Origin of the sequence: Streptomyces ossamyceticus, from assembly GCF_001418475.1 — a bacterium.
GTDB classification, from domain to species: Bacteria; Actinomycetota; Actinomycetes; order Streptomycetales; family Streptomycetaceae; genus Streptomyces; species Streptomyces ossamyceticus.
Window position 1 is genome coordinate 1 of sequence record NZ_LIQX01000339.1, and the last position, 5,437, is coordinate 5,437.

General features: G+C 69.9%; 4 protein-coding genes. 3 read left to right on the plus strand and 1 reads right to left on the minus strand.

Features of this window, described 5'->3' with window-relative positions; translation table 11 throughout:
• Positions 1-435: 435 nt before the first annotated feature.
• Entirely contained in the window at positions 436-924 is a 489-nt protein-coding gene (locus AOK15_RS24465) for a hypothetical protein (protein ID WP_205632220.1), read from the plus strand.
• A 197-nt stretch (positions 925-1,121) separates the two neighbouring features.
• Here AOK15_RS24465 and AOK15_RS24470 read toward each other — a convergent pair whose 3' ends face one another.
• Positions 1,122-2,036: a DUF4231 domain-containing protein gene (locus tag AOK15_RS24470; RefSeq protein WP_055520401.1), complete on the minus strand. Its 915-nt coding sequence runs from the start codon at positions 2,034-2,036 to the stop codon at positions 1,122-1,124.
• A gap of 531 nt (positions 2,037-2,567) precedes the next feature.
• Here AOK15_RS24470 and fxsBH point away from each other — a divergent pair.
• Entirely contained in the window at positions 2,568-4,730 is a 2,163-nt protein-coding gene (gene fxsBH / locus AOK15_RS24475) for a radical SAM/SPASM protein FxsBH, inactivated beta-hydroxylase extension form (protein ID WP_079058674.1), read from the plus strand.
• Positions 4,723-5,437, plus strand: a 715-nt coding sequence (locus AOK15_RS24480) for an AAC(3) family N-acetyltransferase (protein WP_055520405.1), incomplete at its 3' end; no start/stop codon positions are given. The genes fxsBH and AOK15_RS24480, both read left to right, overlap by 8 nt.

Below are 5,437 nucleotides of genomic sequence, written 5' to 3' on the forward strand. Positions count from 1 at the left end.
GGGCACTCACCCGTACGCGGTGGAACGTGCTTGTGCGCAGTCAACCCTGAGCAGTTCACAACCCCTCAGCGACGCACGGCCCCGGCCCGACGATTACGGCTACCGGCGACCGGCGACCGGCGACCGGCGTGCAAACGACGGGCGGACGACCGACGGCGAGCGGCGGGCAGACGGACGACCAGCGAGCGGCAAGCGACGGACGACCGACCGGCGGCAGCAAGCAGCGGACGGCGAGCAACCATCGGCCAGCGGCACCGGCCCGGCCCCGGCAGCATTCGAGGCACGCGGGGGCGTCGGCAGCAGCGGACCGGTCACCCACTCGTCGCCCCCGTGGGCCCACGAGGCCCCACCGAACACCCGTACGCGTCGTTCTCGCCGAAGTCCCCCGCCGCTAGGGTGGGTTGGACGACCGCGGCCACGGAGGTGAGCGCACGGATGCCAGGGCCCGTGACCTGGATCGGCATCACCGGACACCGGCAGATCCCGGAGGCCGCCCTGCCCACCGTACGGTCCGGCATCCGGTCGGAACTGCGGAACCGTCCGACGGCCCGGGCCCTCAGCAGCCTCGCCGCCGGAGCCGACCAGTTGTTCGCGGAGATCGCCCTGGACTGCGGCGTCCCTCTGACGGCCGTGATCCCCGGCATGGACTACGAGACCCACCTGGGCGGCGACGAGGTACGGGCGGAGTACCGCCGCCTCCTCAAATGCTGCGCCGCACGCGTGGAACTACCGTACGAACGCACGCACGACGAGGCGTACTACGCGGCGGGCCGCTACATCGTCGACCACGCGGACCGCATGGTCGCCGTCTGGGACGGCGCCCCGGCCCGCGGCCTGGGCGGCACGGCCGACATCGTCGCGTACGCACGGCGGACGGGCGTCCCGGTGACGGTGCTGTGGAGCCCCGGAGTACGCCGAGCCTGACGCATGGCCAGAGGCGCCCTCGCAGGAGCCGACCCCCCAAGCCCAGACTTCGAACCACCCGAGCCCAGGACTTCGAACCACCGGAGCCAGGGACCCGAACCACACGCGCCCAGAACCCGAACGACCCAGGCCCAGAACCCGAACGCCCCAGGCCCCGGACCCGAACCACCCGGGCCCTGCACCCGAACAGCACCCGCTCAGGACCCGAACCGCACGAGCCAGTCCGTGTGCTGGGGGGAGACCAGGCGCTCGGCCTCGGCGACGGCGTCGGCCCAGCCGTCCTCGGTGACCGTGGTGCCCATGGCGACGCGATGGGTGTCGAGGTCCTGTTCGACGAGCTTGTGGGCGTAGGTGAGGGGGCGGTGCCGGCGGACCTCCTGCCAGGCCACACCGGCCGCCGCGGCGGCACTGAGCACGCCGGTCGGGTCCCAGCGGCTGCCGATCGCCCCGAGGGCGCGCAGCACGGCGGTGATCAGGGCCAGCCCGGTCAGTGTGGTCGTGACCCCGGCCCAGCGCACGGAGGCCTGATGGGCCTGCCCGGCCTTGCCTCCGTACCAGGCCAGTTGCTCCAGCACCCGGTCCCGGAGGTAGATGTCCCGCCGCGCGGCGAACCGCTTGGCGCGCACGGCCCGCATCCGGGGGGTGATCTGCCCGAGCCCGAGTTCGGCGGAGCTCTCCCGCGGGTCGTCCCACCCCACCTTCCGCAGCTCGCTCAGCCGCTCCTCCAGCCGTTCGGCGAAGAGGGCCTCGGGGTTGACGTGCCGTGAGTGGAAGGGGCCGCCGTGCACCATGTACTGCCAGGCCAGCGACTTGATCACCTCGGCGGCGGCACGATGCGCCTGCCAGTGCACCCGGGCCCGGCGCCGGGAGGCATGAACCCCGATGGCGATGGTCGCGGCGTACAGCACGGCCGCGACGGCGGACGGTATCCGGCTCCCCACCCGCTCCGCGAGCGAGGCGGTCCCGGTGGCGAGCAGCAGCGCGAACAACTGCGTCCGCACGATCCGGAACGACTCCCCCTGATGGACCAGCGCGAGCTGGTCGCACACATGGAACAACGGGGGTAAATCACGATCACTCACCGTGGTGCTCGGGCCGGGCGTGGCAGCCATAAGAGGACCTCGCACAGATGTCTGGAGACAAACGGGCAGATCATGCTCTCGTCAATTCGGGAACTCCACCAGAGCGCCCCGCATCCGCACATACGCCCAAGGCGCCCTTTACCTCCGGAGGCGTGCGTGGTATAGGGCGTGCATGATAGAAACATCACCCACAATGTCGTCCTAACCTCAATGACCAGGCCCTCGCCACAGGATCTCGTCGGCCAGGGACCGATGACAGCACGTTGGTCCCCTGATCCAGACGGGAAAGACATGAACCCTTCGCTCACGACGTCGAAGTGCCGACCGGACGCGGCTCGACCGGCCACCAGGCGGACGCCCTCCCTTGAGGCGATCGACTCGCGTGCCCTTCACGCCCGGCGGTCCACCGATCGACTGGTCGACCCTCGCGAGACGCAGCGCCCAGGGTTCAACTCGGCCGTCTGAGCCCAGCCCTCACCGACCCCAACCTCCTTGATCAACAAGGAGGTTGGGGTCTCCTGTCAGCGGCTCCGGCGGACCGACGCCGGTACAGTTCTAGAAGTGACGGACTCTCACGGCCGGCAGACGATTCAACAGCTGGTCCTCAAGATGCACAGCCGATGCGATCTGGCGTGCGACCACTGCTATGTGTATGAGCACGCCGACCAGAGCTGGCGCGGGCGGCCGATCGTGATCACCGAGGACGTCATCGGCCAGGTCAGCCGCCGCCTGGCCGAGTACGTGACCGACACCTCCCCGGAGTCGGTCACCGTCATCCTGCACGGAGGCGAACCCCTACTCGCCGGGCCGGCCCGACTGCGTGACGTCTGTGCGGAACTCACCGGTGCACTGACGCCGATCACCACGCTTGACCTGCGCATTCACACGAACGGAGTACAGTTGGGCAGACCGCATCTGGAGGTCTTCCGTGAGTTCGGCGTGAAGATCGGGATCTCGCTGGACGGCGACCGGGCCTCGAACGACCGCCATAGACTCGACCGCCGTGGCCGCAGCAGCTACGACCGGGTCCTGCGGGCCATCGACCTGCTGGGTCTCCCGGAGTACCGGCATCTGTACCAGGGCCTGCTGTGCACCGTGGACGTGGCGAACGACCCGGTCGCGGTACACGACGCACTGACAGCGCTGGACCCGCCCCGGATCGACTATCTGCTCCCTCACTCCACCTGGGCCGCGCCTCCGCCGGGCCACGGCAACGGGACCCCCTACGCCGACTGGCTGCTCAAAGTCTTCGATCGCTGGGAGGAACAAGGGCGGCCCATGCCGGTCAGGACCTTCGACTCGGTACTCAGCACGCTCCGAGGCGGTCCCAGCCTCACCGAGGCCCTCGGGTTGACTCCGTCCGACCTCGCGGTCATTGAGACCGACGGCTCGTTCGAGCAGGCCGACTCCTTGAAGACGGCGTACGACGGTGCCCCGGCCACGGGCTATGACGTCTTCCGGCACAGTTTCGCGGAGTTCGCGGACCATCCCGGCGTCCGCGCCCGCCAACAGGGCAAGGACGGGCTGAGCGAGACGTGCCGTGCCTGTCCGGTCGTGGAGTCCTGCGGTGGTGGGCTCTACGCCCACCGATACAGCGACGAACGCGGGTTCGACAACCCTTCCGTCTTCTGCACCGACCTCCGGGCACTCATCGAGGGCGTCGCCGAGCGGATCACCGAACACACCCTGGTCCCGGCCGTCACCGGCATCAAGGAACTCCGGCTGGCCCAGACCGAGCTGAGCCGACTGCTCGTGGCCGGTGCGCACCCGCACCTCACCGGCCACCCCGACTGGGACACCGCTTGGCGTCTGCTGCTGAGTCTGGACACCGGTGAGACGAGCGGCGTAGCGCTAGACGCGGTCCTCTCCCACCCATATCTACGGCCGTCCCTGCTCGGAGCCACGGATGCGCGGGGCAGGTTGCCCCGACTCATGGCCACGGCCGTCGCCGCCTCGGTACGAGCGGGCGTGGCGACCACCCTCGACTGGGACGAGCCGGACACCGAGGTGTACCTCCCGACGCTCGGGACCGTGCGGCTGCCGGAACCGGGCCGCGTGGAGTTCAAGGTCGCCGAAGGTGACTTCCGGTGGCGTACCCCCACGCGCGGCGGCTCCCGGTCGTCGGCGCGGTGGCGGCCGTTGAAGAGGCTGCGCCCTGCCGACGGTCCGACCCTGCTCATCGACGACGCCGACCCGTACCGCGACCGCTACCCCACACCGGTCGCCAACCCTCTGAGCCCCAGCGATCTCGCGCTCTTCGGTAAGCGACTGCGGACCGCCCACGACCTGCTGGACGAGCGCCACCCCGGTCTGCGCGACGGCTCCCGCGTTCTCCTCGCGACCACCGTCACCCCCCTCCGAGCGGGCTCAGGGCTGGAGCTCAGCACGTCCGCGCCCGACGCGCTGGGCCTGGCCGTCGACTTCGAGCCCGAGGAGTTCGTTCGCCAACTGCCCCTGCTGGCGCGGCGGGCGCGTCTCGCCGCTCTGCGCCAGGTGGCGGACCTGCATGTACCCGGCACAGGCGCCGGGCGCCTTCTCGACGAGGCGAGCGCCTGCCTCGGCAGGGCGGCCTCGGTGCCGGACCGGTTCGACGCCGACGAGGATCTGCGGCGCGCCCGGTACGCAATTGACCGCCTGGCCGCGCTCTCGACGGACGAACTCACGGACAATGGGACGTACTTGGTCCAGGAACTACAAGAGGAATGGGTAGCGCTCCATGGCTGATGCCACTCGCCCTCAGAACCTTCTGCACCAGCTTCAGGACACTCTGACCGAGGTGGGTGTCCGCCCGGGGAGCACCCTCATGGTGCACTCCTCACTGGGTGGCACAGGGATCGGTGCCACCGCCGTACGTGACGTACTGCTGCGCGCCCTGGGACCGGACGGCACCCTCGTCGTGCCGGCGTTCACACCGGAGAACTCGGACACCTCCCGCGAGTACCGCCGCATGGTCGAAGGCATGACGGAGCAGGAGAAGGCCGAGTTCCGGGCAGGGGTGCTGCCGTTCGAACAGGACACGACACCCTGCCCAACCATGGGCGCTCTCGCCGAATGCGTGCGGAGCACGCCGGGCGCCGTCCGCAGTGCACACCCACAGACATCGTTCGCCGGCCTCGGCCCACGCGCGGCGGAGCTGCTCACCGGCCACGATCCGCACTGCCACTTCGGTGAGGGCTCCCCCATGGCCAGGCTGTACGAGGCCGACGCGCGGATACTGCTCCTGCGTGTGGGTTTCGAGGTGTGCAGCGCCTTCCATCTCGCCGAGTACCGCATGACGCCTCCCCCATCGCGTCGGACGTACCGCTGCGTGGTGGAGGAAAAGGGCAACTGGATCGCGTACGAGGATCTCGACCTGCACGACGGGGACTTCGGCGAGATCGGGGCACGAGTCCCACGCGACCTGTACGAGGAACGGAAATGGGCGGGAGGGC